At 63.2% G+C, this 25,580-nt stretch carries 23 protein-coding genes and 1 pseudogene; 12 read left to right on the forward strand and 12 right to left on the reverse strand.

Going from position 1 to position 25,580, the window contains the following annotated elements:
- Positions 1 to 32: 32 nt before the first annotated feature.
- Genes CCK88_RS18305 through CCK88_RS17385 form a run of 3 tightly spaced genes read right to left on the reverse strand, consistent with a single transcriptional unit; the run spans position 33 to position 2,567 of the window.
- Positions 33 to 149 (reverse strand): DUF2474 domain-containing protein, encoded by a 117-nt coding sequence (locus CCK88_RS18305; RefSeq protein ID WP_140049036.1) that lies wholly within the window; start codon positions 147 to 149, stop codon positions 33 to 35.
- The gene (gene cydB / locus CCK88_RS17380; RefSeq protein WP_086471804.1) at positions 149 to 1,153 is read right to left on the reverse strand and encodes a cytochrome d ubiquinol oxidase subunit II; all 1,005 of its coding nucleotides are present in this window, start codon (positions 1,151 to 1,153) and stop codon (positions 149 to 151) included. The genes CCK88_RS18305 and cydB overlap by 1 nt, the downstream gene beginning before the upstream one ends.
- The gene (locus CCK88_RS17385) at positions 1,143 to 2,567 is read right to left on the reverse strand and encodes a cytochrome ubiquinol oxidase subunit I (protein ID WP_086472027.1); all 1,425 of its coding nucleotides are present in this window, start codon (positions 2,565 to 2,567) and stop codon (positions 1,143 to 1,145) included. The genes cydB and CCK88_RS17385 overlap by 11 nt, the downstream gene beginning before the upstream one ends.
- A 259-nt stretch (positions 2,568 to 2,826) precedes the next feature.
- Between CCK88_RS17385 and CCK88_RS17390 the strand changes: the two genes are divergently transcribed.
- The 4 genes from CCK88_RS17390 to CCK88_RS17405 are packed head-to-tail and all read left to right on the forward strand — an operon-like array spanning position 2,827 to position 6,542.
- Positions 2,827 to 3,888, forward strand: a complete 1,062-nt coding sequence (locus CCK88_RS17390; RefSeq protein WP_086471805.1) for an aldo/keto reductase — start codon at positions 2,827 to 2,829, stop codon at positions 3,886 to 3,888.
- Entirely contained in the window at positions 3,863 to 4,564 is a 702-nt protein-coding gene (locus tag CCK88_RS17395) for a fumarylacetoacetate hydrolase family protein (protein ID WP_086471806.1), read from the forward strand. Before CCK88_RS17390 ends, CCK88_RS17395 begins: the two co-directional genes overlap by 26 nt.
- On the forward strand, positions 4,564 to 5,655 hold the full coding sequence (locus CCK88_RS17400; RefSeq protein ID WP_086471807.1) for an ATP-dependent DNA helicase: 1,092 nt from the start codon (positions 4,564 to 4,566) through the stop codon (positions 5,653 to 5,655). The genes CCK88_RS17395 and CCK88_RS17400 overlap by 1 nt, the downstream gene beginning before the upstream one ends.
- Positions 5,652 to 6,542: a transglutaminase family protein gene (locus CCK88_RS17405; RefSeq protein WP_086471808.1), complete on the forward strand. Its 891-nt coding sequence runs from the start codon at positions 5,652 to 5,654 to the stop codon at positions 6,540 to 6,542. The genes CCK88_RS17400 and CCK88_RS17405 overlap by 4 nt, the downstream gene beginning before the upstream one ends.
- A gap of 6 nt (positions 6,543 to 6,548) precedes the next feature.
- Here CCK88_RS17405 and CCK88_RS17410 read toward each other — a convergent pair whose 3' ends face one another.
- A complete protein-coding gene (locus tag CCK88_RS17410; protein ID WP_086471809.1) occupies positions 6,549 to 7,385 on the reverse strand; it encodes a transglutaminase-like domain-containing protein in 837 nt (278 codons plus the stop codon).
- Between the two features lie 244 nt (positions 7,386 to 7,629).
- Here CCK88_RS17410 and CCK88_RS17415 point away from each other — a divergent pair.
- Positions 7,630 to 9,405 (forward strand): annotated as a pseudogene (locus CCK88_RS17415) (cation:proton antiporter domain-containing protein); the annotation flags it as partial.
- A 705-nt stretch (positions 9,406 to 10,110) separates the two neighbouring features.
- Entirely contained in the window at positions 10,111 to 10,539 is a 429-nt protein-coding gene (locus tag CCK88_RS17420) for an RrF2 family transcriptional regulator (protein ID WP_086471811.1), read from the forward strand.
- A 129-nt stretch (positions 10,540 to 10,668) separates the two neighbouring features.
- Here CCK88_RS17420 and purU read toward each other — a convergent pair whose 3' ends face one another.
- The 6 genes from purU to CCK88_RS17450 all read right to left on the reverse strand — a co-directional run bounded on the left by purU (position 10,669) and on the right by CCK88_RS17450 (position 16,641).
- On the reverse strand, positions 10,669 to 11,520 hold the full coding sequence (purU, locus tag CCK88_RS17425; RefSeq protein WP_086471812.1) for a formyltetrahydrofolate deformylase: 852 nt from the start codon (positions 11,518 to 11,520) through the stop codon (positions 10,669 to 10,671).
- Positions 11,521 to 11,879: 359 nt separating this feature from the next.
- Complete coding sequence (locus CCK88_RS17430) at positions 11,880 to 12,374, reverse strand: hypothetical protein (protein WP_140049037.1); 495 nt, start codon at positions 12,372 to 12,374, stop codon at positions 11,880 to 11,882.
- Positions 12,375 to 12,576: 202 nt separating this feature from the next.
- A complete protein-coding gene (locus CCK88_RS17435; RefSeq protein ID WP_086471814.1) occupies positions 12,577 to 13,386 on the reverse strand; it encodes an ABC transporter permease subunit in 810 nt (269 codons plus the stop codon).
- Between the two features lies 1 nt (position 13,387).
- Positions 13,388 to 14,341 carry an ABC transporter permease subunit gene (locus tag CCK88_RS17440; RefSeq protein ID WP_086471815.1) on the reverse strand — a complete coding sequence of 318 codons (954 nt, stop codon included), beginning with the start codon at positions 14,339 to 14,341 and terminating at the stop codon, positions 13,388 to 13,390.
- Entirely contained in the window at positions 14,338 to 15,489 is a 1,152-nt protein-coding gene (locus CCK88_RS17445; protein WP_086471816.1) for an ABC transporter ATP-binding protein, read from the reverse strand. Before CCK88_RS17445 ends, CCK88_RS17440 begins: the two co-directional genes overlap by 4 nt.
- 60 nt (positions 15,490 to 15,549) lie before the next feature.
- Positions 15,550 to 16,641 carry a polyamine ABC transporter substrate-binding protein gene (locus tag CCK88_RS17450; RefSeq protein WP_086471817.1) on the reverse strand — a complete coding sequence of 364 codons (1,092 nt, stop codon included), beginning with the start codon at positions 16,639 to 16,641 and terminating at the stop codon, positions 15,550 to 15,552.
- A gap of 437 nt (positions 16,642 to 17,078) precedes the next feature.
- Between CCK88_RS17450 and CCK88_RS17455 the strand changes: the two genes are divergently transcribed.
- The 3 genes from CCK88_RS17455 to CCK88_RS17465 all read left to right on the forward strand — a co-directional run bounded on the left by CCK88_RS17455 (position 17,079) and on the right by CCK88_RS17465 (position 19,972).
- A complete protein-coding gene (locus CCK88_RS17455; protein ID WP_086471818.1) occupies positions 17,079 to 18,014 on the forward strand; it encodes a pseudouridine-5'-phosphate glycosidase in 936 nt (311 codons plus the stop codon).
- Entirely contained in the window at positions 18,011 to 18,901 is an 891-nt protein-coding gene (locus tag CCK88_RS17460; RefSeq protein ID WP_086471819.1) for a carbohydrate kinase family protein, read from the forward strand. Before CCK88_RS17455 ends, CCK88_RS17460 begins: the two co-directional genes overlap by 4 nt.
- A gap of 102 nt (positions 18,902 to 19,003) precedes the next feature.
- On the forward strand, positions 19,004 to 19,972 hold the full coding sequence (locus tag CCK88_RS17465) for a zinc-binding dehydrogenase (protein WP_210189962.1): 969 nt from the start codon (positions 19,004 to 19,006) through the stop codon (positions 19,970 to 19,972).
- A 14-nt stretch (positions 19,973 to 19,986) separates the two neighbouring features.
- On the opposite strand, the gene CCK88_RS17470 is transcribed toward CCK88_RS17465, so the two are convergent.
- Both CCK88_RS17470 and CCK88_RS17475 read right to left on the reverse strand, forming a co-directional pair.
- The gene (locus CCK88_RS17470; protein ID WP_086471821.1) at positions 19,987 to 20,835 is read right to left on the reverse strand and encodes a hypothetical protein; all 849 of its coding nucleotides are present in this window, start codon (positions 20,833 to 20,835) and stop codon (positions 19,987 to 19,989) included.
- Between the two features lie 78 nt (positions 20,836 to 20,913).
- Positions 20,914 to 22,230: an NAD(P)H-dependent oxidoreductase gene (locus CCK88_RS17475; protein WP_086471822.1), complete on the reverse strand. Its 1,317-nt coding sequence runs from the start codon at positions 22,228 to 22,230 to the stop codon at positions 20,914 to 20,916.
- 312 nt (positions 22,231 to 22,542) lie between these two features.
- Here CCK88_RS17475 and CCK88_RS17480 point away from each other — a divergent pair, with 312 nt between their 5' ends.
- From CCK88_RS17480 to CCK88_RS17490, 3 genes are read left to right on the forward strand one after another with little or no spacing between them, the layout of a single operon-like run.
- Complete coding sequence (locus CCK88_RS17480) at positions 22,543 to 22,833, forward strand: STAS domain-containing protein (RefSeq protein ID WP_170926543.1); 291 nt, start codon at positions 22,543 to 22,545, stop codon at positions 22,831 to 22,833.
- The gene (locus CCK88_RS17485; RefSeq protein WP_086471824.1) at positions 22,830 to 23,195 is read left to right on the forward strand and encodes a response regulator; all 366 of its coding nucleotides are present in this window, start codon (positions 22,830 to 22,832) and stop codon (positions 23,193 to 23,195) included. Before CCK88_RS17480 ends, CCK88_RS17485 begins: the two co-directional genes overlap by 4 nt.
- Positions 23,196 to 23,234: 39 nt before the next feature.
- Positions 23,235 to 25,577, forward strand: a complete 2,343-nt coding sequence (locus tag CCK88_RS17490; RefSeq protein ID WP_086471825.1) for a chemotaxis protein CheA — start codon at positions 23,235 to 23,237, stop codon at positions 25,575 to 25,577.
- Positions 25,578 to 25,580: the final 3 nt, after the last annotated feature.

A 25,580-nucleotide genomic window follows, 5' to 3' on the forward strand; every position in this document is an offset into this window, starting at 1 on the left:
AACGCCCAAATTCGACGGCGCTGCAGCAAATGTCAGCCGGGCATCAGCACGAGGCGGATAAGAAAGCCGATGGCGAGGATAACGCCCACGCCTCCGGCCCAGATGATCACGAACCAGCCGAGCTGCTTTACCCCTTGCGGTACGGCCATCAGTGATAGCCCTCTTCCGGATCGATCTTGCCGCGGAACACCCAGTAGGCGTAGCCAGTATAGGCCAGGATGATTGGGATAAGGACGCTGGCGCCCACGAGCAGGAACATCAGCGAGCTTTCGGGCGCAGCGGCCTCGGCAATGGTCAGCGCACCCGGCACGATGTAGGGATAGAAGCTGATCCCAAGGCCAATGAAGCTCAGGACGAAGAGTCCCAGGGCAGCCAGAAATGGCTGCAGGTGCTTGTCATGGGTCAGTCCATGCCAGAGCGCAAAGCCGCAGGCGGCCAGAAGCGTCGGTACGAAGGCCGAGAAGAAGGCCGTCGGCCACTGGAACCAGCGCTCGAAATAGATCTCGTCGATGAACGGGCTCCAGAGCGAGACGACGCCGATCAGCGCCATTGTGCCCACTCCTGTCCATAGCGCCAGGCGACGCGAGCGTTCCTGCAGTTCGCCGGTCATCTTGAGATTGAGCCACGTGGCCCCGAGCAAGGCATAGCCCACGGTGACCGCGAGCCCACAGATGATGGAGAAGGGCGTCAGCCAGTCCCACCAGCCGCCGGCATAGGCATTGTCGACAATGGTGATGCCCTGGACCAGCGCGCCGAGCGCCAGGCCCTGCGTGAAGGCAGCAATGGTCGAGCCCAGCCAGAAGCCGACATCCCAGTAGATCGAGCCACGCGCCGTGCGCCACCGGAACTCGAAGGCGACGCCGCGGAAAACGAGGCCGAGCAGCATGGCGATGATCGGCATGTAGAGCGCCGGCAGCACCGTGGCATAGACCACGGGAAAGACGGCGAGCAGGCCGCCACCGCCGAGCACCAGCCAGGTCTCGTTGCCGTCCCAGACCGGCGCGATGGAATTGGTCATCAGGTCGCGGTTGGTGCGTTCCGGGAAGAAGGGAAACAGGATGCCGATGCCCAGATCGAAACCATCCAGAACCACATAGGCCAGAACGGCGAAGGCGATGATGCCGGCCCAGACGGTGGGAAGATCAATCGGCATTCTGGGCTCCTTCGCGGATGGAATCTTCCTGTGCGGGGCCGGGATTGATACCGGCGGAGCGGTGCGGACCCTTGTCCAGTTCGTGATCCTCGTCCAGCACGGGCGGTCGCCGGAACAGGCGGAAAAGGTAGAAGACACCGGCCCCGAAGACGAGGAAGTAGACGACGACAAAAGCCACAAGGGAGGCACCGACAGCTGGTGCATCCACCGGCGAGAGGCTCTCTGACGTCCGCATCAATCCATAGACGGTAAAAGGCTGGCGACCCACCTCGGTCGTGAACCAGCCCGCCAGCACGGCGACGAAGCCGGATGGGCCCATGACCAGCGCCGCGCGGTGAAGCCAGGTGCTGGTGTATAGGCTCTTGCGCCAGCGCGCCCAGAGCGACCACAGGCCGACGCCCAGCATGAGGAAGCCGATACCCACCATGATGCGGAAGGCGAAGAATGGAATGGTCACCGGGGGCCGCGCGTCCTCGGGAAAGGCGTCGAGCCCGTCCATTGGCGCGTTGGGATCGTGCTTGAGGATCAGCGAGCCGAGCTTGGGGATTTCGACCGCATAGTCCATGCGCTGCTCGGTCTCGTTGGGGACGCCGAACAGGATCAGCGGAGCGCCTTCGGGATGGCTTTCGTAGTGGCCTTCCATTGCCGCGATCTTGGCCGGCTGGTGCTCGAGCGTGTTGAGGCCGTGTTGGTCGCCGGCCAGGATCTGCAGCGGCGTGACGACCGCCGCCATCCACATGGCCATGGAGAACATGATGCGCGCCTGGCGGTTGGAGCGATCCTTGAGCAGGTGCCAGGCACCGACGGCACCCACGGCAAAGGCCGTGGTGAGGAAAGCGGCGAGGACCGTATGCACCAGACGATAGGGGAAGGACGGGTTGAAGACGATGGCCCACCAGTCCTCCGGCACGAAGTTGCCGTTGGCGTCGATGGCAAAGCCCTGCGGCGTGTGCATCCAGGAGTTCACCGAGAGGATCCAGGTGGCCGAGATGAGTGTGCCAATGGCCACGACCGTCACCGCCACCATATGCAGCGTATCACCGACGCGCTTGCGGCCGAACAGGGCAATGCCGAGGAAACCGGCCTCGAGGAAGAAGGCGGTGAGCACTTCGTAGCCCATCAGCGGGCCGATGACCGCGCCCGCCCTCTCGGAGAACACCGACCAGTTGGTGCCAAACTGATAGCTCATGACGATGCCGGAGACGACGCCCATGCCGAAGGTCACGGCGAAGATGGTCTTCCAATATTCGAACAGTTTGAGATAGGCCGGGTCACGTTTCCAGAGCCAGAGCGCATTGAGCACGGCAAGATAACTGGCCGTGCCGATGGAAAATGCGGGGAAGATGAAGTGGAAGGAAACGGTGAAGGCAAACTGTATGCGTGCCAGAAGCTCCGCCGATTGTCCGAAATCCATGGCGCGTTCCTTTCCCGTCCATCGGTCCGGCACCCGAGCGTCGTGACCGCGCGGCATCATTTTGACTGCGCGGCCAGCGAATGTCACGGGGTGCCGTGATCCGGTTCATCGCATGCAAGTATAGCGAGCGGCCCCATCGGTGGTCAGCGCAGGGTGACGCATGTGCGCTTTGATCGCAGGGGCAAGGGAAGCGCATGAAGCAATTGACCGGGAAGGGCGAAGCCTTTAGCCCTTGGAGCCCGGAACAAAGGAGGAATCCATGGAGTATCGCTATCTCGGGCGCTCGGGCCTCAGGGTCTCGAAACTGACCATGGGGACCATGACATTCGGTGGCAACCAGAAGATCGGGCATACCGACCTGCATGCGGCCGAGCGACAGGTCGACATGTGCCTCGATGCGGGGATCAATCTTTACGACACAGCCAATGTCTACAATGCCGGGGTGTCCGAGGAAATCCTGGGTCAGGTACTGTCGGATAGCGGCCGCCGCCAGAAGGCGCTCGTGGCCACGAAGGTCCGCTTCAAGATGGGCGATGGGCCCAACCAGGCAGGATTGTCGCGCCATCATATCATTGAACAATGCAAGGCGAGTCTCAAGCGGCTCAAGACCGATGTCATCGATCTCTATCAGGTCCATGAATGGGACGGGATGACGCCGATCGAAGAAACCATGGAGGCGCTCGACACGCTCGTGCGCCACGGCCATGTCCGCTATATCGGCTGCTCGAACTATTCGGGCTGGCACATCATGAAGGCGCTGATGGCCGCAGAACGACGGCAGGGCGAGCGTTTCGTTTCCCAGCAAATCCACTATTCGCTGCATGCCCGCGACGCCGAATACGAACTCGTGCCGATCAGCCAGGACCAGGGCCTGGGAATGCTGATCTGGTCGCCGCTGGCCGGGGGGCTGCTGTCGGGCAAATACCGCCGCGACGGCGGTCCGGAAAGCGGCCGCCATGTGGGCGGGTTCCGCGAGCCGCCGGTTTACGACTGGGACAAGTTCTACGATCTGATCGAGGTCGTGGTCGCGATTGCAGAGGAGCGCGGCGTGTCGGGCGCACAGGTGGCGCTGAGCTGGCTGCTCGAGCGTCCAGGCGTGACCTCGGTCATCATCGGCGGCCGCAACGAAGCGCAATTCGCCGACAATATCGCCGCGGCGCACTTGACGCTTAGTGATGCGGAGCGTGCGCGGCTCGATGCGGCCAGCCGTCCACCTCTGCTTTATCCTTACTGGCACCAGTCCTTCACCGCTCAGGACCGACTTGGACGCGTCGACCTCGATCTGATTGGTCCCTATGCCGAGGAGTTCAAACGTGGCTGACCTGGTGTTTCCCGCGCCGTTGCCGGTGGTGCTCCCTGTCCAGGGGGAAGGGCTGTTTCCGGTGCGCCGGGTCTATTGCGTAGGCCGCAACTATGCCGAACACATCAGGGAGATGGGCAATGATGTGCGCGACCCGCCGTTTTTCTTCGACAAGCCAGCTGACGCCGTGGTCACGAACGGCAATCCGATAGCGTATCCATCTCAAACCGCCGACTTCCATTTCGAGATCGAGCTCGTCGTGGCCATTGGTCGAGACGGCGTCGATCTCGGTGAACACGAAGCGCTGGACCATGTGTTCGGCTATGCCGCCGGGCTCGACATGACCCGCCGTGATATTCAGGCCGCCGCCAAGAAATCGGGTCGGCCCTGGACCATGGCCAAGGGGTTCGACCAGTCGGCGCCGATCGGTACCATCGCACCGGCCAGCGCAATCGGGCATCCGGCGCGCGGCGCGATCACGCTGTCGGTCAACGGCGCCGAGCGGCAGCGTGGCGACCTGTCCGAGCAGATCTGGAACGTGCCGGAAACCATCGCTTGTCTCAGCCGCTTCGTGGCGCTGAAGGCAGGGGACCTCATCATGACCGGCACGCCGGCAGGCGTCGGCGCGGTCAGGCGGCGCGATGTGCTCGAAGGCGCGATCGAGCGGGTCGGCACGGTTGCGACGGTGATCGCCTGATGCCACCGGTCTGGTCGTCCCAACAGGATGCGGCCCTGGTCGCCGTATCCGCATGGCTCAAGGACCGCAACGGGCCGCAGGTCTTTCGCCTGTTCGGCTGGGCGGGAACCGGCAAATCGACGCTGGCGGTGCATCTGGCGCAGGATGTGCGTTCGGTCAAATACGCGGCCTTCACGGGCAAGGCGGCGATGGTCATGCGCAAGCGTGGTTGCAAGGGTGCACAGACCATCCATAGCCTCATCTACACGCTGGTGAGCGAGAAGGAGGGCGAACCGCGCTTCGTGCTCGATCCTGAAAGCCCGGCCGCCGACGCCGACCTCATCGTCATCGACGAGGTGTCGATGGTCGATGAGCAGCTGGGGGCCGATCTCTTGTCTTTCGGGGTCAAGGTGCTGGTGCTGGGCGACCCTTTCCAGCTGCCGCCCGTGCAGGGCGCGGGGTTCTTCATCAGTGAGGAGCCCGACATCATGCTCACTGAAATCCACCGGCAGGCGGCGGACAATCCGATCATCCAGCTCTCGATGGCCGTGCGCGAAGGCGGGTATCTCGAACATGGGCGCTACGGCGAAAGCGTCGTGGTCGGCCGCGACAAGGTGGATCGCGACGCGGTCCTCGAGGCCGACCAGGTGCTGGTGGGGCGCAACAAGACCCGGCTTACCTACAACGACCGTCTGCGTGAGTTGAAGGGCCTGCCGTTTCACGAGCCTGTCGTCGGCGACCGCATGGTGTGCCTGAGAAACAATCCGCGCAAGCGCCTGCTCAACGGCCAGATATGGATCGTCACCGACACCACGCGGCGCAGCAATGGCAAATGGAGCTTGCTGCTGGCCGATGACGAGGGCAAGGGCGAAACCCGGGTCCTGACGCACAAGGCATTCTTTTCGGGAGAAGAGGATGCGATGAGCTGGCCCGAACGCCGCCAGTTCGACGAATTCACCTTCGGCTACTGCCTCACCGTCCACAAGGCGCAGGGCAGTCAGTGGGACAATGTCTATCTCTTCGACGAGAGCTTCGTGTTTCGCGAGGAACGGGCCCGCTGGCTCTATACTGGCATTACCCGCGCCGCAGAAAAGATCACGGTGATTTCGTGACCCTGCTCTCAGTGCGTCACGAGACCATCTATCGCTATGGTCGGGCCGTGCAGTTCGGCGATCATCGGATGCTGGTGCGTCCCCGGGACAGTGCCGAGCAGCGGCTCGACGATTTCCGACTCAGTATTTTCCCCGAACCGTCCGGCCTGCGCTGGATCCACGATGTGTTTGGCAATGGCATTGCGATCGCCAGCTTCGATCAGCCCGCTGAGGAGCTTCGCATCGAGGCACGCATGGTGCTCGATCATGTGCATGCGCGCGTGCCCAATTTCGAGATTGCCGAACGGGCGCGCCGTTATCCCTTTGACTATGGCCAGGTGGATGCCATCGATCTCGCACCGACCATGACGCGTCAGTTTCCCGAAGAAAAGGAAGTCGATGCCTGGGCGAGGCAGTTCACAGTCCCAGGGGGCACGACCGAGACAAGCCATCTTCTGATGACCATGACGGCGGGCATCAAGGAGGGGTTCACCTACCTGCGGCGTCCCGATCCGGGAACGCAGCGGCCGTCGCTGACCCTGGCCAGCCGAAAAGGCACGTGCCGCGATTTTGCGCTGCTGATGATCGAGGCCGTGCGATCGCTTGGTTTGGCGGCTCGGTTCGTCACGGGGTATCTCTATTCGCCCGCGCGCGATGGCGATCATCGCGGCGGCGGCGCGACGCATGCGTGGTGTCAGGTCTATCTGCCGGGCGCAGGTTGGGTCGAGTTCGACCCCACCAACGGCATCATCGGCACCCGGGATCTCATCCGGGTCGGCGTCGCTCGCGAACCGCGCCAAGCCATCCCGATATCGGGCACGTTTGTCGGCTCGAAATCGGACTATCTCGGCATGAGCGTCGACGTGGAGGTCAATCGTGTGACCAGCATCCAGGATGGCTTGGGCTGACCGAAATCAGGTTCGGGTGATGCTGACGGCGTCCGTGGTCCAGGGCTCGGACGTGTCGCCATCCAATGCCTCACTCCAGACGCGGATGGGGCCGGAGTTGACCTGGCCATAGATGGTGGCAAAGGCCGTGTCGGCAGCGTCGCGGCCACAGCCGATGCGCACCATGCCATCCAGTGCCGCCATTCGCGTGGCATCGAACAGGTACCAGCGGTCACCCAGCCAGGCCTCGAACACGGCGTGAAAATCCTGAGGCTCGAGTTGCCAGGCATAGCAGGATACGAAGCGGGCCGGGATGCCCAGGGCCCGGCAGAAGGTTATGCCCAAATGGGCGAAGTCGCGACAGACGCCGGCCCGGGTGGAAAACGTGTCGGCGGCGGTGGTCGTGGTGTCACTCGAGCCCGAGAGATAGTCGACCTCGGCATTGATCCAGTTGCAGATTTCGGTCACGCGGGAAAAGCCGGGGGCTATGTCGCCGAACTGGCGGCTCGCAAAGCGCGCGAGCTGGTCTGACGGGCAATAGCGCGAGGGATTGAGGAAGGGCAGGGTTTCGAGCGGTAGTTGCGCGACCGGCACTTCCTCGATCGCTTCAGGCTCGGCATGCACTGCCTCGAGTGCGACGATGGCCTCGTAGCGCAGCTGCACCGGACCGGCGGGAGCCGTCAGCCTCAGATAGCGGTTGCCACTGTCGATCGCGACGCTGTCGTCCGCGCTCAGCTGCGGATCGATGGTAAGCTTTTCGGACTGAATGGTTTGCCGGCCCCCGGTCATGGCTTCGATATTGAAGATGAGCGTGGACGGAGAAAGCAGTTCGTAGCCGATCTCGCAGCCGACGGAAAATCGCATCTGGGTCTCCTTGGCATTCAGTGATGCCACAACCCGCCCGGTGCCACGCGGTTCCTGCCGTCAGGCTGTCGATGCCATAACAATGACAAACTCGGACTGCCCTAAGAAATGACTGAAACGCCCTGCGTCAGACGGGTTCAGGCTCTGTTCGATGGTGTGCGTGCTTGCGCATCCCGGCGGCATACCCCATCTTGGCGCTAGAGTTTGACATTCCAGCGTTATCGGCCCGCTCAGGAGGCGCCCAATGCACCACGACACCCCCCTGATCTCCACGATCGTCGCGGGTCTGGTGCTGGCCTATATCTTCGGAATGATCGCCAACCGGTTCAAGATGCCGCCACTCGTGGGGTATCTGTTCGCCGGTATCCTTGTCGGGCCCTACACGCCGGGCTTTGTGGCCGACCAGCAGCTCGGTGCGGAGTTGGCGGAGCTGGGCGTCATCCTCCTGATGTTCGGCGTTGGCCTCCACTTTTCCCTCAAGGACCTCATGAGTGTCCGGGCGCTGGCCATTCCCGGCGCTGTCGTGCAGATGGGCTTTGCGACGCTTCTGGGCGCGGCCCTCGGTCTCCTGCTCGGCTGGGACCTCTTTGGCTCCATCCTCTTTGGCCTGGCTCTGTCGGTGGCTTCCACCGTGGTGCTGCTCAAGGCGCTGCAGGATCGGCGTCTCATTGAAAGCGAGCGCGGCCGGATTGCCGTGGGCTGGCTGATCGTGGAAGACCTGGCCATGGTGCTGGCACTGGTGCTGGTGCCCGCTATCGCCAGCCTCAATGGCGCCGATGCCGGAGTGCACGATCCGTTCGTCTCCTTTGTCGAACAGGCCACCGGCGCGCATCTCAACATCTGGGGCATTCTTGGTCTGACCGTCGTCAAGGTCGCCGCATTCGTCGGCTTCATGCTTGTTGTCGGCCGCCGGATCATTCCATGGGCGCTGCACGGTACCGCCCATACCGGCAGCCGCGAGCTGTTTCGCCTTGCCGTGCTGGCCATTGCGCTCGGCGTGGCTCTGGGTTCGGCTGTGCTCTTCGGGGTGTCGCTGGCGCTGGGCGCTTTTTTTGCCGGCATGATCCTGAGCGAGAGCGAGCTGTCGCATCGTGCCGCCAATGAGACATTGCCGTTGCGCGACGCGTTTGCGGTGCTGTTCTTCGTGTCCGTGGGCATGCTGTTCGACCCTTCGATCCTCGTCACATCACCGCTTCTGGTCCTGGCCACGGTGTTCATCATCGTCATCGGCAAGTCCCTCGCGGCTTTCGCCATCGTGGTGATGTTCAAGAGACCGGTCTCGACCGCCCTGACGATTTCCGCCTCGCTCGCGCAGATCGGTGAGTTCTCGTTCATCCTGGCCAGCATGGGTGTGGCTCTCGCGGTGCTGCCGCCCGAGGGGCAGGACCTGATCCTGGCCGGCGCGCTGATTTCCATCGTGCTCAATCCGGTGGTCTTCTGGGTCCTCGATCTGCTCAAGCCGCGGATCGAAGCCAGGGTTGCGCGCCGCAAGGAGGAGCCCTTGCTGTCCCCCGAAGAGCGTCTGGAGCCGCTCGAGGCTGCAAAGGGCCCTGCTACGACCGATGCCCCCACCCAGCCTGCGGTTGATCGGGGCGCCCCCGGCGCCGATGACGACACCGGAGAGCCGTCGCACCAGGCCGGCCATACCGTGCTCGTCGGCTATGGTCAGGTGGGTCGCATCGTCGGCGCCGGCATCAAGGCCGATGGCGGCGGACTGGTGGTGATCGAGGATTCCGACCACGATGTGGCAGCGGCCCGTGCCGAGGGTCTTGAAGTGGTGTTCGGCAATGCCGCGAGCGAGGAGGTTCTGAAGCTGGCCAACCTCCCTGCAGCGCAGAGCCTACTGGTTGCCATATCCAACGGCTTTGAAGCAGGCTCGGTCTGCGAAAGCGGGCGCAAGCTCAATCCTGACATCTCGATCATTGCCCGAGCCTACTCGGAAGAGGAAGAAACCTTCCTGCGCAGCTGCGGCGCCACGACTGTGATTCGCGGCGAACGGGAGATCGGCAAGGGCATCCTGGCATATCTGCGCAGCGATGAGGGTCGCGCTGCCATCAAGCCTGCAGAGCCCCGGTTGCCGCTGGCGGAGAATATTCTATCCAAGGCGGCCGTCGCCGCCATTGTCACCGAAGTCGTCGCTCCGGTCCCTGCTGAGGCCGAGCCAGCCGAGCCGGCGGCAACCGAACCTGATGTGGCCGAGGAGGTCGCAGCTCAACTGATTGTGCCTGCTGCTGACACAGTGCCGCTCGGCGATGATGCGGAGGATGCTGCACCGAAGAGCCAGGACGCAGTCAAGGATGAGGCAGCGTCTGTTCCCGAGGTCATCGTGCTCGGACCACCGGTCGAGCCCGAGCCCGAGCCCGCAGCCGAAGCGGAGGTGCCGGCCACGGTTGCGGACGAGACCAGCCTCCTTGCTGAGGCCGCGCCCGCAGGTGCCGAGCCCGATCCGGTGCTACCGGTCGTCGACGCTGTGGAGACTGTGCCAGTGGCCGATCCCGAAGAGCCTTCGGACGCCGCCGAAACCGAGGCGGAGGTGGTCCCGCCCGCAAGCGTCGAAACGGTTCAGCCCACGCCATCGATCGGTGAAGCGCCGCCTGCTATAGACGAGATCGTAAACGTTCCGTCCGATAATGAGGCTGAACCGGAAAAGACGGAAGACAAGCCGGGTGAGGTGCCTCCAGTGGTGCCTGAGCCGAAAGGCTGACGGCAGGCGGGGACGGACGGCATGATTTCTCAAAAGGCAAAGTATGCGCTTCGCGCGCTGGTCGCGCTGGCACGGGCGGGACGGGGCCAGAGCCGGATGATCGGTGAAATCTCGCAGGATCAGGCCATTCCCAAGAAGTTCCTCGAACAGATCCTGCTCGAGCTCAAGCGCGCCGGAATCGTCAACTCGCGGCGCGGCCGCATGGGTGGCTACGAGTTGCTCCGCGCGCCCGAGGAAATCACCTATGGCGAAGTGCTGCGGTTGATCGACGGGCCGATCGCGCCACTGCCGTGCCTTTCCAAAATCGCCTATCGCCGCTGCACCGACTGCAAGGATGAGGCCAGCTGCGAAATCCGGCACGTTTTCGAACGCGTGACGCTGGCCACCCGCGCTGTCCTAGATCGGACGAGCCTGGCGGATTCGCTCAATCTGGAAGAGCTGGCTGTCTGAGAGCCCGTCCAAAGGCAAAATCGCTCCGGTGGAACGATTTCAGGCGAGCAGACCATGAGCGCTCATGGCGTTCTTGCTTTCAAAGGCTCAACTGGAACCTTCAATCTGCTGCGCAGACCAGCCGCGAATTTACCCGAACACCACTGTCTTGCGGCCGTTCAGCATGACCCGGCTTTCGAGATGCAGCTTGACGGCGCGGGCGAGGACGCGGCTTTCGACGTCGCGGCCGGCGGCGACGAGGTCGTCGGGGCTCATGGCGTGGGTGACGCGGGCGGTTTCCTGCTCGATGATCGGGCCTTCGTCGAGATCGGGGGTCACGTAATGGGCAGTGGCGCCGATGATCTTGACGCCGCGCTCATGCGCCTGGTGATAGGGCTTGGCGCCTTTGAAGCTGGGCAGGAAGGAATGGTGGATATTGATGACCTGCCCGAACAAGCGGGTCGAGAGATTGTCCGACAGCACCTGCATGTAGCGGGCGAGCACGACGAGATCGGCGCCGCTCTGCTTGACGATATCGAGCACCCGGGCCTCCTGTTCCGCCTTGGTGTCCTTGCTGACTGGCAGATAGTGGAAGGGGATGCCAGCATCCTCGGCAATCTTGCGGGCGTCCTCGTGATTGGACACGATGGCGGCGACCTCGGCATCGAGCCAGCCCACGCGGATCTGATAGAGCAGGTGCAACAGGGTATGGTCGAACTTGGAGACCATGATGACCACGCGCTTGCGGCGGCTTTCGTCGCTGAGCGCGGTCTTCATTTCGAACCGTTCAATCGGCGATTTCAGCGCTTTTTCAAGAGTGTCGCGGCTGACACCTTCGGGCGCGGTGAAGGCCAGCCGCATGAAGAAGCGGCCTGTCTCGCGATCCCAGAACTGATTGCTTTCGGCGATGTTGGCCTTGAGCGCGGCCAACTCGGTGGTAACGGCAGCCACGATGCCGGGACGATCGGTGCAAGAAAGGGTCAGAACGAAGTTGGCCGACACGGGCAGCTCCCCAGAAATAGCTCGGCCAGCGGTATCAATGGCTTATCGCCGCGCGTCAAGCGAAACAGAAAAGGGCCGCTCGTGCGAGCGGCCCTTCCCTGAGTTAATCGGTCTCGTAAGACCCGAGGAGGCGTGGATTAGCCGAGATCACTCCCAGTCATCACACGAAATCCCAGACCTTCTTCGAGCACCAAAATCTCATAAGACACTGGATCACCTCCTTTGCATTGGTTGAACATAAGGGGAGCATGCGCCTGATTTGCGGGACTGTAAAGTCACGAGAACGAGGGGGTGACGCTGTTGCGGTCGTTTGCGCGGCTGCTGCAGAAGCGGCCATCACCGTCGTGTCTTCTTGCCTTCTATTGCGTTCCACCGACCTGAGCGTCGTGCGGATACGGCGCGATGCGTCCATCGTCAGGGAACGGCTCATAGGTGCAACGTCCGAGGACTCGTTCGCTATCGCTGCGATGAACCGTTGTCGCCAGGCTCTCAACGATCGCACCCTGAGCTGTCTGATAGACATAGTAGAACAGCTGATCACAATAATGCCGGCCCTCGATTGGTCTGCGGTATGTGAGGTATTGGCTGCCGGTGGCCTGGACCGGACTGATGGAACAGTCGAAGCCATTGGCAAGGAAAATGAGCAATTGCTGTTCAATGTTCAGGGCGGGGTCGACGTGGGCAGCGAACGCAGCCCTGAGATCCGGCCTCCTCACATCGGGGTCAAAGCTGGTGATCAGATCCTGCGCAAGGGGCCCGGTGGCGCGTGGCGCTTCGTGAAGCCAATAGAAGTAGCCGCCTGCAACTGCGGCAGCGACCAGAATTGTCAAAACACAACCTGCCAGCCAGCGCATTGCCATCCTCTTTGCCGAGATCCGTTGGTCATATGACGAACGGTTTGCCGACAGGCTTGGGGGCCTGAGAAATATCGCTGTCGATAGATCTGCAACGTGACAATCTCGTCGTCGCAGAACCATGGCTCGACCAATGTGTTGTCTGCGTTCAGGTCACTCCGAGCCGGAAGCCGACCGCCCCCTATCACCCTAACTCTGCCTCTCAGGCCCCGGCCTTCTTCGGCTTGCTCCGCAGCTGGATGATCGTCGCGGCCAGGACACCCAGGGCCACGATGCCGACGATGATGGTGGCGAGGGCATTGACGTCAGGCGAGACGCCGAGGCGCACCTTGGAGAAGATCACCATGGGCAGGGTCGAGGATCCCGGGCCCGAGACGAAGCTGGCGATGACGAGATCGTCGAGCGACAGGGTGAAGCCCAGAAGCCATCCCGACACCAGCGCTGGAGCGATAATGGGCAGGGTGATGTCGAAGAAGGTCCGAACCGGCGAAGCGCCAAGGTCCATCGCCGCTTCCTCGAGGCTGCGGTCGAAATCGCTGAGCCGCGACTGCACGACGACGCACACATAGGCGGTGCAGAAGGTGGCGTGGGCGATGACGATGGTCAGCATGCCGCGACCCTGCGGCCAGCCCAGCACGCTTTCCATGGCCACGAACAGCAGAAGCAGCGAGAGGCCGGTGATGACATCGGGCATGACCAGCGGGGCCGAGACCATGCCCGAGAACAGCGTCCTGCCCCGGAAGCGCCTGAAGCGCACCAGAGCCACCGCGGCCAGCGTGCCCAGCACCAGGGCGATGGTGGCGGAGAGAGCTGCAATCTGCAGGCTGAGCCAGGCAGCGCCGAGCAGCTGCGGGTCGCTGAACAGCGCTGCGTACCACTTCGTCGAAAAGCCCGACCAGACCGTCACCAGACTGGATTCGTTGAACGAGAAGATGACCAGCGAAACAATGGGCGCGTAGAGGAACGAGAAGCCCAGTGCCGCGGCGATGGGGAGGAACCAGCCCTTGCGCATGTTACTTCTCCACCACCGCGCCCTGGGCGCGCTGCAACAGCATGATCGGCACCACCACCACGACCAGCATGGCGACCGCCACCGAGGCGGCGCGCGGCCAGTTCGTGGCGCTGAAGAATTCGTCCCAGAGCACGCGGCCAATCATCAGCGTTTCCGGGCCACCGAGCAGCGAAGGAATGACGAACTCGCCGATGGCCGGGATGAAGACCAGCATGGAGCCGGCAATGATGCCGGGCAGCGACAGCGGCAGGGTGACGAAAAGGAAGGTGTGGATCGGCCGGGCGCCAAGGTCGGCCGATGCTTCGAACAGCGACGTATCGAGCTTCACCAGCGTCGTATAGAGCGGCAGGATCATGAAGGGCAGATAAGTGTAGACGATGCCGACATAGACGGCAAAATCGGTCTGCATCATCACCAGCGGCTCGATGCCGAAGAGGCCCAGGAACTGGTTGATGACGCCGTTGCCGCGCATGAAGCCGGTGAGGGCGTACACGCGCAGCAGGAAAGACGTGAAGAAGGGCAGCACCACCAGCATGAGCAGGATATTCCGCCAGCGGTCCGAGGCGCGGGCGATGGCGTAGGCCATGGGGTAGCCGACCAGCAGGGTGATGATGGTCGAGATCGCGGCGATGCGGATCGAGGACAGGTAGGCGGCGACGTAGAGATTGTCGGTAAAGAGGCGGATATAATTGTTGAGATGCAGGGTGAGTTGCACCGTGCCTTCCTCGGTGGTGAGGAGCGGCGAATAGGGCGGACGGCCAAACTGCTTGGTGGCCAGCGAAATGCCGAAGACCACGGCCAGCGGAATAAGGAAAAACACGAGCAGCCAGAGTACCGGCGCCGCCAGCACCAGCATGCGGCCGGTAATCCCGACCTTGGCGAGGCTTTTTTCCACCGTGGTCCAGGGCTTGAGCCGCCGCGGCGGCGGGATGGTTGGGTCGCGCGCGACGGTCATGATGTCAGCACCGAGCCGGCATCGGCGTCCCAGGAAACGTAGACCCGTTCTTCCCAGGTGATGGCGTCGGGGTTGCCGCGCACCGAATTGGTCTGGCTTACGCGCAGGCGTTTGCCGCTCTCGAGCAGCACCTGATAGACCGAGATATCTCCCAGATAGGCGATTTCCTCGACGATGCCCGAAGTGACATTGGCGCCGTTGAGACCTTCCGGCCGCTCGCGGCTGAGCACCATTTTCTCCGGGCGGATGGCCCACCAGAGCAGTTGATCGGGCGCGCAGTCGACGCCGTGGCCCACATAGATGTCGCAACCCAGTTCCGCCGACCGGATGCGAACGTGGTCGGGTTCATCCTCGGTGACGATGCCCTCGACCATGTTGGCCGAGCCGATGAAATTGGCGACGAAGCGGGAATTGGGAAATTCGTAGATGTCGGTGGGCTCGCCGATCATGGCGATTTCGCCCAGGTTCATCACGCCGATGCGCGTGGCGAGCGTCATGGCCTCTTCCTGGTCGTGGGTCACGACGATGAAGGTGACGCCGAGCTGTTCCTGGATCTTGACCAGTTCGAACTGGGTTTCCTCGCGCAGCTTCTTGTCGAGCGCGCCGAGGGGTTCGTCCAGAAGCAGGAGCTTGGGGCGCTTGGCCAGGGCGCGGGCAAGGGCGACGCGCTGGCGCTGGCCGCCCGAGAGCTGGTGCGGCTTGCGCTTGCCATAGTCCTGCAGCTTCACGAGGGCGAGAAGCTCGGCCACGCGCGCGGTGATCTCTGCCCTGGGCAGATGGTCGCGCTTCAGGCCATAGGCGATGTTTTGCTCGACGGTCATATGCGGGAACAGCGCATAGGACTGGAACATCATGTTGACGGGGCGATTGTAGGGCGCGACGTCGGTCATGTCCTGGCCATCGATTTCGATGGTGCCCGCAGTGGGATGCTCGAAGCCGGCCAGCATGCGCAGCAGGGTCGATTTGCCCGAGCCCGATCCGCCCAGCAGGCAGAAAAGCTCGGAGCGGTAGATGTCGAGCGAGACATCATGCACCGCGATCACGTCGCCAAATTTCTTGGATACGTTCCTGATGCGCACGAAGGGCTTGTTGTTGGCGGTATCGCGCCAGGGGCGGGTATCGATCGCAAGCTGCGGTTTTTTTGCCATGACGCTCTGCCGGAAAGGTTAGGGCGGGGCGGCGACGGGCGCCGCCCCGGACATCGGGTGTTACTGACCCGTCTTGATGCGGGTCCAGGTGCGGGTCAAGGTCTCTTCGAAATCAGGCGTATGCGCCTTCATCACGAATGCCTTTTCGATGGTTTCCGCGGGCGGATAGATGCCGGGGTTGGTCTTGACTTCCTCATCGACGAATTCGAGCGCCGGCAGGTTGGGGTTGGCGTAGAACACGTAGTTGGTGATCGCGGCCACGACCTCGGGCTCGAGGATGTAGTTGATGAACTTGTGCGCATTGTCCGGATGCGGGGCATCGGCGGGAATGGCGAGGAAGTCGAAGAGCGTCGCGGCGCCTTCCTTGGGGATCAGGTAGGTGACCTCGTTACCCTGGCCCGCGGAGGCGGCGGCGTCGGCAGCGATGAAGATGTCACCGGAATAGCCCAGGGCCAGGCAGATTTCGCCGTTGCCGAGGTCGTCGATATACTGGCTCGAATGGAAGTAGCGGATCGAGGGCTTGATGGAATTGAGCAATTCCTCAGCCTTCGCCAGGTCTTCGGTGGACTCCGAATTGGGATCGAGGCCCAGATAATGCAGGGCGATGCCGACCACCTCGGAGGGGCTGTCGAGGACGGCGACGCCGCAACCGGCGAGCTTCTCGACCACTTCGGGCTTGAACAGCAGGTCCCAGCTTTCGAGGTCGGCATCGGCGCCCAGTGCGGCCTCCACCTTGGCGACATTGTAGCCCAGGCCGATCGTGTTGATCATGTAGGGCACGGCATGGGCATTGTCCGGGTCCTGGCTGGCAGCGGTTGCCATCACCGCAGGATCGAGATTGGCCAGGTTCGGCAGCTTGGACTTGTCGAGCGGCAGGATCAGGCCGGCCTGGATCTGGCGCTCGAGGAAGTTGCCCGAGGGCACGACGATGTCATAGCCGGAATTGCCGGCGAGCAGCTTGGCGTCGACGATTTCGTTGGTGTCGTAGACGTCGTAATTGACCTTGATGCCGGTTTCCGCCTCAAAATTGGCGATCGTGTCTTCGGCAATGTAGTCCGACCAGTTGTAGACGTTGAGGACCGGCTCCTCCTGCGCGAAGGCAGGGCTCGCGGCCATCAGGGCGCCAAGTGCAATGGCGAGCGACTTTTTCATTGTTGGAGTCTCCTGTTGGGACCGTGGGAGGCGATTGGCGTCCTCATGGACGGCCGGTTCGACGCAGGGCCTGCGTCATCCGCGGAAAAGAGCCGCGGCTCAGCTCCGGGCCCTCATCTTTGAGACCCCGGAAAATGCGATGAATGGGTAGCTGGCTGCGGCATGAGGTGGCGCGCGAAAGCGCTGGGAAAAACCGCTGCGATCTGCCCTGGTCGGGGCGCGTATCGAGGCGCGGGCATCGCGCCGTCAATGCTTGACCTGTTCAGCGAAGTACCCTTTCCCTCTCTTGTACCGGCAAATTATCGTCAAACCCCATGTCCGACAAGGCGAAATGGGTCAAGATTTTGCGGGACTTGACCGCATGACCGGCCGGGCGCACAAGCACGGCCAAATCGGCCGCCAGGTGCGGCAATCCCGACATTGCAAAGGTGTGGAAAATGGGCGCGAAGGCTTATCTGTCGATCTCTGCCGAAGTGAAGGCGGCCTTGGCCGCGGGCAAGCCGGTCGTGGCCCTCGAGTCCACCATTATCACCCACGGCATGCCCTATCCGCAAAACCTGGCAATGGCCCGTGAGGTCGAAGACGTCGTGCGCGCAAACGGCGCGGTACCGGCGACTATCGCCATCATGGACGGACGGCTCTGCGTCGGGGTCTCGGGCGAGGATCTGCAGCGACTGGCCGAAGAAGGCCATGCCGCCGCCAAGGCTAGCCGCCGCGACATGGCGAGCCTGCTCGCGCGCGGCGTCATGGCGGGCACCACGGTGGCGACGACGATGCAGATCGCCGCGCTCGCCGGTATCCGCATCTTCGCGACCGGCGGCATCGGTGGCGTGCATCGCGGCGCCGAGGACAGCTTCGACATTTCCGCCGATCTCGAGGAATTGGGCCGCACCCCGGTGACGGTGGTCTGCGCGGGCGCGAAGTCGATCCTTGATATCGCCAAGACGCTGGAGGTGCTCGAAACCAACGGCGTACCTGTCCTTGGTTTCGGCACCGACGATTTCCCCGCCTTCTGGGCCCGCACCAGCGGCTTCAAGGTCGACCAGCGCTTCGATACGCCGGTCGAGGTTGCGCGGATGCTTGCCATCCAGTCCGATCTCAACATGGGCGGCGTCCTGATCGCCAATCCCATCCCGGAAGCCGATGCCTGGGAAGCGTCCGAGATCGAGGGCTTCATTGCCCAGGCGCTGGCCGATGCCGACGCCAAAGGCATCAAGGGTAAAGCCACGACGCCTTTCCTGTTGCAGCGCATTTTCGAATTGACCGGCGGCAAGTCGCTGGAAAGCAACATCGCGCTGGTCAAGAACAACGCCAAGGTTGCGGCGCAGATCGCCCTGGCGCTGTCAGGCCAGCTTGCCCAGCGTCCCGCATGAGTGCACGGGTCCTCGTCGTCGGCGACGTGATGACCGACATCATCGTTCGGCCCGAGGGACCGATGGTTCCCGGTTCCGACCGGCGCGCCGAAATTCGTAACCGGCCCGGCGGGTCGGGTGCCAACCAGGCGGTTTGGCTGGGGGCGGCGGGAGCCGATGTGCTGTTCGCGGCCCGCGTCGGCGCCACGGACCGTGCCATGTACGAAAACTACTTCCGCGGCCTCGGCGTCGTTCCCGTCCTTGCCGGGGATCGCGATCTGCCTTCCGGCGTGCTGGTCACTCTTCTCGATCCCGGCGGGGAGCGCAGCTTTCTCACCGATCGTGGCGCCAATCTCAATCTCGGACCCGAAGACCTGCCCGAAACGCTTCTCGATGGTGTCGGCCTGGTGCTGGTTTCGGGCTACAGTTTCTTTGCTTCGGGACCGCGTCGCGCCGTGCAGGGACTGCTCCGGTCGGCCCGTGCCCGGCACATTCCTATCGCCATCGATCCGGCCTCGATCGGCTTTCTCGAAGAGGTCGGCCCGCAGATGTTTCGCGATTGGGTGGGCCCCGCGGACTGGATCTTTGCCAATGAAGGCGAGGCGGAGCTCTTGACCGCGGAAGCGGATTTCGATGGCCAGATGCGCTCGTTGGGCGAGCAGTTCAAACATGTCGTGATCAAGCGCGGCCGTTTCGGCGCCGCCGTCGGCGGTCGCGATGGCGTCAGCCACAGCCAGCCCGCCCCGATCGTGTCGGTGGTCGACACGACCGGGGCAGGCGATGCGTTCGCCGCGTCCTTTGTTGCCGCGCTGCTGCGCGGTGTGCAACATGGCTCCTGCCTTGCGGCGGGTATCGAAGGCGGCGCCAGGGCCGTGCAGTTCATCGGTGGCCAGCCACAACAGGGCTGATCGCCGAGGGTCGCGCCTTGCGCTCGCCTGCCATGCAGTGGCGCCAGGGTTGACGTATAGGTCAAGGCGCCTATGTCAGCGGCTCAACAACAGGAGCTGGCCATGAAAAGTGCCGTGTATTCCCAATTCGGAACCCCGGAAAAAGTCCTTGCCGCGCAGGATACGGAGCGACCACAGCCGGGTCCAGGCCAGGTCCTGATCAGAATGGTGCTTTCACCGGTTCACAACCACGACCTGATGACCATTGCCGGTCAATACGGCTTCAAGCCGAGCCTGCCGGCCGTGCCGGGCACTGAGGCGGTCGGCATCGTCGAGGCTCTGGGCGAAGGCGTCACGCATCTCAAGGTCGGTCAACGCGTTGCCGGCGGCGCCGAGGCGGCCTGGGCCGAATACTATCTGGGCAATGCAGCGCGGCTGGTGCCGGTGCCCGACAGCGTCAGCGACGAAACCGCGTGCCAGCTGGTTTCGATGCCGCTCTCGACGAAGATGCTTCTCGATACGATTGACGTGAAGGCGGGCGACTGGATCGCCCTTAACGCGGCGAACGGCGCCGTGGGCAAGCTTGTCGCTCAGTATGGTCGAGAACTCGGCGTCAACGTCGTGGGGATCGTGCGCCGCGCCGCGGCCGTCGATGAACTGGCAGCGCTGGGCATAGCCAATGTCGTTGCCACCGAAAGCGAGGATTGGCGCGACAAGGTCAAGGCCATCACCGGTGGTGCGCCCATCGTCCGAGGCATCGAATCTCTTGGCGGTGACGGCGCGAGCGAGCTGGCGAGCATCCTTGCCGATGGTGCCGTGCTGGTCAGCTTCGGTGCCATGACCGGACGCCCGCTGAAGCTGCCGGCCTCCGACCTGCTGTTCCGTGGAATTACCGTAAAGGGTTTCTGGGGTGCCAAGCCACCGGTCAAGCCCGAGCGGATCGGTGAACTTCTGGGCGAACTGGTGCGCGATGCGGCTGCTGGCAAGCTTCAGCTCGATATCGAGAAGGCCTATCCGATTTCCGAAGTCGCGGAAGCGGCGCGCGCCAGCGGCGAGCCCGGCCGCAAGGGCAAGATCGCCATCCGCGGCTAACTCCGCCGCGGCCCTTATGGCCGATAGTCGGCCGTCGCCGAGATCGCGGCGTCGGCTGGCAGGCTCGCTAGAAATTCGAGAGCGCTGGCACTGTTGAGCGCATTGAGCGGTAACCCTCCTGCGCTCTCGAACTCCAGGGACCAGTTGCCGGTTGGCTCCGGCAATGCGGTGATGAACCGGACGATGGCTTCCGCGCTGGCCATCGAGATCATCTGCTCAGGCAAATCCCGCACCAGGGTGGAAACCCCGATCTGCTGTTTGATGACCGACTTGTCGGTGCCGATGAACAGGGGGCCGAGCAATCGGTCGACGATACCGTTGTCTTCCAGCGCGATGCGGAAGTCGTGGATGCGGCCGCTTTCGTCGGGCGCGAGTATCATGTCGAGCGCGGTATTGTCGAATTCCGAGAGAGATGCACTGATTTCGAAGCGCCCGAGTTCGCCCGCGTCGATGGCGACACGCTCGAGTTCTGCGGTCAATGCATCAGGCTCGGTGGTGTAGACAAGCTGCAGGTCGAGCTTTTGCTGCGGCGCGAATTCCACCGAGAAGCCGTTGAGGGTCAGGTCGGCGGACACCAGCGTTTCATTGCGGGGAAAGACTTCGAGCAGGTTCGGGCTGAGAAGGATCATCTCCTCGACATCGAAGCGTACGCCGAAGTCGGCGACAAAACCGATACAGGTGAAGCGACAGCCGCCGGTCACGTCCTCCACTGACGTGTCGGGCGTGGCGATGAGTTCGCCGCGCGTCAGCTTGAGCAGGGCACGGCAATCGCGCAGCGGTGCCGGCTCGCCCACACCCTGCGCGTGCCCCATGGCAGGCAGCAGCAGCGGAATGGCGAAAAGGGTGGCAAGGCGGCGTGGCATCCGATTAGATTCCTGTCGTCAGCGGTTCATTCCCATTCTGCCCCTAACGACGGCCTCAATGCGGCGCGCAGAAATAATCTAGTGCAGCCCCAGCATTTTATCCTGTTCGCGCCGCAAGGCGTACAGCCGGGTCGTCATGTCGGGGGCGGCGTTTGCGCGGGTAATCAGCTCACCCTTCCTGATCGGAGCGATGACTTTGCCTCCCTCGAGCAGGCCCACTGGCAGGGCGTCGGCAGCGCGCGCATCGACGACCGTCATGGCATAGGAGCGGTAGCAGGTCTCGCCGATGGCATCGAGCGCTTCGCCCGGGTTCAGGTCTCGCTTGGCGACCGCGCAGACTTCGGCAACCGGACGGGGCAGGGGCACCATGTCGGGCTTGCCGTACATCATGATGCGCGCGCAGGTCAGTGGCACCTCGAGGCTGGTCAGATGGTAGGGCCGGAAGAAGCCGTAATACGGTCCGTGGCCGATATGGAGATCGTCCATGCGCTCGATGATGCGCGGATGCTCGGCCTTGACGATGACGAAGACGCCTGGCGCGACGCCCTTGCCGATGGTGAAATCGACGACGCCGGACCGGTTGAGGATGCCGCCGTCCTCCCTGGGGATCAGCACCTTGGCCATGTCGTCGCGATGGGTGGCAGGGCCATGCATACCAGGTACGTCGGGCACGAGTCCCGTGGCATTGGCGATGGCGGTCATCTCGACGGCGGTCTTGGAGCCGTCGACGAACTCGACCAGCATGCGCGGGTTCATGTTCCGGCGGGTGGCTTCCTCGCGATAATCGTCCGGGACGGCGTCATGCTTGAGGGGATTGTTCTTGCCCTTGCCGGCAGCAACGATGTCTAGCCCGAGCGCGGAAACGAACTCGATCAGTTCCATGCAGGAGCTCGGTTCGTCGCCGGCTCCGACGGAATAAACGACGCCGAGGCGGTCGGCCTGCGCCTTCAGATAGGGCCCGATGGTAACGTCGGCTTCGACATTCATCATCACTACATGCTTGCCGTGTTCCATCGCGGTCAGGTCGTAGTCGGCGGCGACGCCCGGCTTGCCGGTGGCGTCGATCACTACGTCAATATTGGGCGTCGTCACCAGCGTTTCAGCCGAGGTGATGGCGATCTTGCCGTGCTCGATGGCAGCGGTGGCTGCCGCCGGGCTGTCGGCTTCGCGTCCCATGCTGTCGTCGCCATAGGCGATCGTCATCGCCTCCAGCGCGGTATGCGGACGTCGCGTGGCGATCGCGGCCATTTCGATGCCGGTCATCAGGCTCATCTGGGTAACGAGATCGGTCCCCATTTCGCCCGAACCGATGACGCCCACGCGAATGGTCTTGCCGTCTTCGGCGCGCTTGGCGAGGTCACGGGCGATGCCGGTCAGGGCGATTTTGGGGGGCATGGGGCGGTCCGGTTTCGTGCACTAGGTTTGCGATAGCGCTGTGCGGGGGTGGGGGCAAGGCTTTCCGGCGTCAGTGCCTATCGCTTGCAGTTGTAAATCCACTGCGCCGTCCTCGGGCGTAACCCGAGGACCGTGTGGTTGCGTGGTGACATCAGCGTCTAGCCTTTCGACCATAGCTCTCAGTGCCTATTCGGCTTCAGTCGCGCCACTGGCGCGCCCGATCCCTGCGGGCACGCCTCATAGTTAGCTATTTCTAAACCGTTCAGGCCGAATATGCCCCGTGGAGAATACTCCGGGGGCACTTTCACGAACATGTCCAAGCAAGCCAAGCAAACGGTCGCCTTGCCAGAGGTCATCGACCTCGATGCCATTGACGGCATTCGCGACGTGCTCATCGATGCGCTGGAGGAGGGGCCGGTCACGGTTCAGGCCGGCGCCGTCGAGCGGGTGTCGACCAATGCCTTGCTGATGCTGGTCAGTGCGGCCGAAACGGCCCGGAGACACCAATTTGATTTCAAGATTGAAGCGCCGAGTGCGGCAATGACCACCGCAATCGAGCGACTGGGACTAGGGACCCAGTTTTCGGGGATGATCACACCATGACGTTACGCGTACTCACAGTCGATGACTCGCGCACCATTCTGGCCATGCTGCACCATACGCTGAGCAATGCCGGTTTCGAAGTTCTGCAGGCCGAGGACGGCAAGCAGGGCCTGGACATGCTCAAGGCCCAGGATGTGGACGTCGTGATCACCGACATCAACATGCCGGTCATGGATGGCATCGAGTTCATCAAGAACGTGCGCGCCAGCGGCCAGCACAACTCGCTGCCCATCCTCATCCTCACCACCGAAACCAGCCAGGACAAGCGTGACCAGGGCAAGGCCGCCGGAGGTACCGGCTGGATCGTCAAGCCTTTCGATCCGGAAAAGCTGATTTCCGTCATTCACCGCGTCGTGCACTAACACACCGATCGGACCCAGAAGGGTTGGAAGCCTAAAAGCATGAGTGATCTCGACGACTTCAAGGCCACCTATTTCGACGAATGTTCGGAACTCCTGACCGAGCTCGAAGAGCAGTTCGCCGCCATCGAGGAGGGCGAGCGCGGCTCGGACCGGCTCAATGCGGTGTTCCGGGCCATTCACTCGATCAAGGGTGGCGCCGGTGCGTTCGGGTTTTCGGCTCTGGTGGGCTTTGCGCATGCCTACGAGACCCTGCTCGACTATGTCCGCGATGGTCGCGTCGAGCTGACCGACGACGTCGTGATCCTCTGCATCAAGGCCAACGACATCGTGGCCGACCATGTCAACGCCGCCCAGTCGGGCGAGGCGCTGCCGGCCGACTATGGCGCCGAGGAAAAGGCGCGCTTTGACGCGATCGCCCGCGGTGACAGGGCGTCTGAGGACGATGACGAAGGCGGTGAAATCGTCGAGGATTTCGACATCGACTTCACCCCCGTCATGGTCAATCTCGAGGCCATGCCGACGGGCGAGGCACCGGTCGAGGACGTGTTCGAGAGCGCCCCCATGGCAGCGGCCGAAGGCCAGTGGGAAATCCGCTTTACCCCGCACCGCGCGCTATACGCACGTGCCAACGACCCCTTGCTGCTGTTCCGCGAACTTGCCGCGCTCGGCACCATGCAGGTCCGGGCGGTGCTCACCGACATTCCGGCGCTGTCCGATTTCGAGCCCTTCGCGGTCTATTGCGCCTGGGAAATCACCCTCCTGGCCCCGGGTCTGACGGAAGCGGCGATCCGCGAAGTCTTCGAATTCGTCGACGGCGATTGCGATATCGTCATCGCGCAGGCGGGCGTCGTTCCCTCGTTCACCGATACCGGTTTCGACCTGCCCCTGCTGGTGGACGACCCGGTCGTGGCCGGCACCGCCGAGCCTGACCTTGCAAGCCTCATGGCCCTGACCGAGGACGAGGTGAAGGCACCCGAGGCAGTCGACGTGCCCGTTCCCGAATTTACGCCCGAAAAGCCGGCCACCCCAGTCGGTGCGCAAGATGCGTTCGAGGAGGCCCCCGGCCTCAGCTTTGCCGCCCTGGCCGAGGAAATCATGCCGGCCGCGCCAATGGTTGCGCCCAAGCCCGAAGCTGCGCCCGTTGCCGTGGCCAGGGTCGCGCCGCCCAGTGGCGACAGCGACGAGGGCAATGGCCGGTCCGTCGGCGTGCAGTCGATCCGTGTCGATCTCGACAAGGTCGATCGCGTGGTCAACATGGTGGGCGAACTGGTCATTACCCAGTCCATGCTCACCCAGCAGATGGATGAGACGCTGCGCGCCCGTTATACCGAACTGGTGCGCGGCCTCGAGGTCCTGGCACAGACGACGCGCGGATTGCAGGACTCGGTGATGGCCATCCGTGCCCAGCCGGTCAAGTCGGTGTTCAGCCGCATGCCGCGCCTCGTGCGCGAACTGGCAACCAAGACCTCGAAGAAGATCAAGCTCGAGACCATCGGCGAGAACACCGAAATCGACAAGACGGTGATCGAGCAACTCTCCGATCCGCTGACGCACATGATCCGCAATTCGGCCGATCACGGCATTGAAAGCCCGGAAAAGCGTTTGGCGGCGGGCAAGCCTGAATCGGGTACGATCCGCCTTTCAGCCGAACAGGCTGGCGGCAATATCCTGATCATCGTCGAAGACGACGGGGCCGGGATCAATCGCGAGCGCGTGCTCAAGCTGGCGCGCGACAAGGGCATCGTTGCGCCTGACTTCACGCCCACCGACGAGCAGATCGACCAGCTGATCTTTGCGCCCGGCTTTTCTACTGCCGAGGCGGTCAGCGACATTTCCGGCCGCGGCGTCGGCATGGACGTAGTGTTGTCCAACATCAAGAAGATCGGCGGCTCGGTGCATGTGCGTTCATGGACCGGCAAGGGCTGCCGCATGACCCTGAGGCTGCCGCTGACGCTGGCGGTGCTCGACGTCATGCTGGTCAAGGTCGGGGGCGGACCCTACGTGGTGCCGCTGTCCTCGATCGTCGAGACCATGCAGTGTTCGCGCGCCAGCTTCGAACGCGTGCCCTCGGGCGGACGCGTGCTGCAGGTGCGCGGCGAATATGTGCAGGTCATCGACTTGGGACAGCGCTTCGGCCTGTCCACGCACACCGCGGCGGACGACCAGTTCGTGGTGCTGTGCGAAACTGAGGGCAGCCAGAAGGTGGCGCTCGTGGTCGACGACATCATCGGTCAGCAGCAGGTGGTGATCAAGTCGCTCGAGGAAAACTTCGAGCGGGTGGAAGGCATTGCCGGGGGAACGATCCTGGGCGACGGCAACGTGGCGCTGATCGTCGACGTGCAGGGCCTGCGCACCACGCATCTGCATCAAAACGCCGCCTGAGTG

Origin of the sequence: Devosia lucknowensis, from assembly GCF_900177655.1 — a bacterium.
GTDB classification, from domain to species: domain Bacteria; phylum Pseudomonadota; class Alphaproteobacteria; order Rhizobiales; family Devosiaceae; genus Devosia; species Devosia lucknowensis.